Annotated in this window: 1 protein-coding gene; it reads right to left on the bottom strand. The window is 68.9% G+C overall.

What is annotated here, in order from left to right; all coding sequences use genetic code 11:
- Window positions 1-7 precede the first annotated feature (7 nt).
- On the bottom strand, window positions 8-1,030 hold the full coding sequence (locus AWW66_RS32245) for an IS30 family transposase (RefSeq protein WP_067374621.1): 1,023 nt from the start codon (window positions 1,028-1,030) through the stop codon (window positions 8-10).
- Between the last annotated feature and the right edge of the window lie 68 nt (window positions 1,031-1,098).

Below are 1,098 nucleotides of genomic sequence, written 5' to 3'. Positions count from 1 at the left end.
GGCGGTCTCAAGCGGTGGTTGCAACGGTGAGGAGTTGAGACATTCTCTCGCCGGGGGTGTCCCAGGCGAGGGTGTGTCGGGGGCGGTGGTTGAGTTGGTCGGCGACGGCGTCGAGATGGGTTTGGTCGATGGTGCGGAAGTCGGTGCTGCCTTTGGGGAAGTACTGGCGGAGTAGTCGGTTGGTGTTTTCGTTGGATCCGCGTTGCCAGGGGCTGTGGGGGTCGCAGAAGTAGACGGGGCAGCCGGTGGTGATGGTGAACTGGGCGTGGCGGGCCATTTCGGGTCCCTGGTCCCAGGTCAGTGAGGCCAGGAGTCGGTGGGGTAGCCATCGCATGGCGGCGGCCAGGCGTGTCACGACCTGCTCGGATACCTTGCCGTCGGGCAGGCTGACCAGGATGACGAAGCGGGTGTGTCGTTCGACGAGGGTGGCGATGGCGGATCCGCCGGTGGGTCCTCGGCCGCCTTCGAGGAGGTCGCCTTCCCAGTGGCCGGGTACTGCCCGGTCGGTGGAGTCGGCGGGGCGGGCGGCGATGTTGAGGCCGAGCCAGGGGCGGTGTGACCGGATCGCTGCGGCGGCCTGGGCGCGAGGGCGTCGGGCGGCCCGGCCGGAACGCAGGGCCACCTGCCGGGACACCTCGGCTCGCAGGTTCCCTCGCGCCTGCAGGTAGATGGCCTGGTAGATGGTCTCGTGTGACACCTGCAGCTCCGGTGTGGCGGGGTGGTCGCGTCGGAGGCGGGCGGCGATCTGCTGCGGCGACCAGCGTTGCCGCAGCAGATCGATCACCAGCCGTCGCAGCGGGCCGTCACCGGCCAGCTTGGCAGGCCGTTTCGTGCGGCGGTGCCGCAGCCACGCCGCCCAGTCCGCCTGCGAGGGTAGGTACGTCTGTCCGTAGCGTTCGAAACGACCGACCTCACGACTGACCGTCGACGGCGAGCGGCCCAACCGCCGTGCGATCTCCCGGATGGACAACTTCGCCGCCCGACCCAGGCCGATCTGCTCCCGTTCCGCCCCGGACAACCTCTTGGCCATATGACCACCTCCGCACGGGCCAACGAAGGTGATCGACATCGGTGTTGCAACCACCGGTTGAGCCCAAG

This window comes from Micromonospora rosaria, assembly GCF_001567585.1.
GTDB classification, from domain to species: Bacteria; Actinomycetota; Actinomycetes; order Mycobacteriales; family Micromonosporaceae; genus Micromonospora; species Micromonospora rosaria.
Note: the sequence above shows the minus strand (reverse complement) of the source record. Positions and strands in the feature narration are given on the sequence as shown.

Bases quoted from the DNA above. Each gene is read 5' to 3' on its own strand.
- AWW66_RS32245 (WP_067374621.1), bottom strand. From the start codon at position 1,030: ATGGCCAAGAGGTTGTCCGGGGCGGAACGGGAGCAGATCGGCCTGGGT.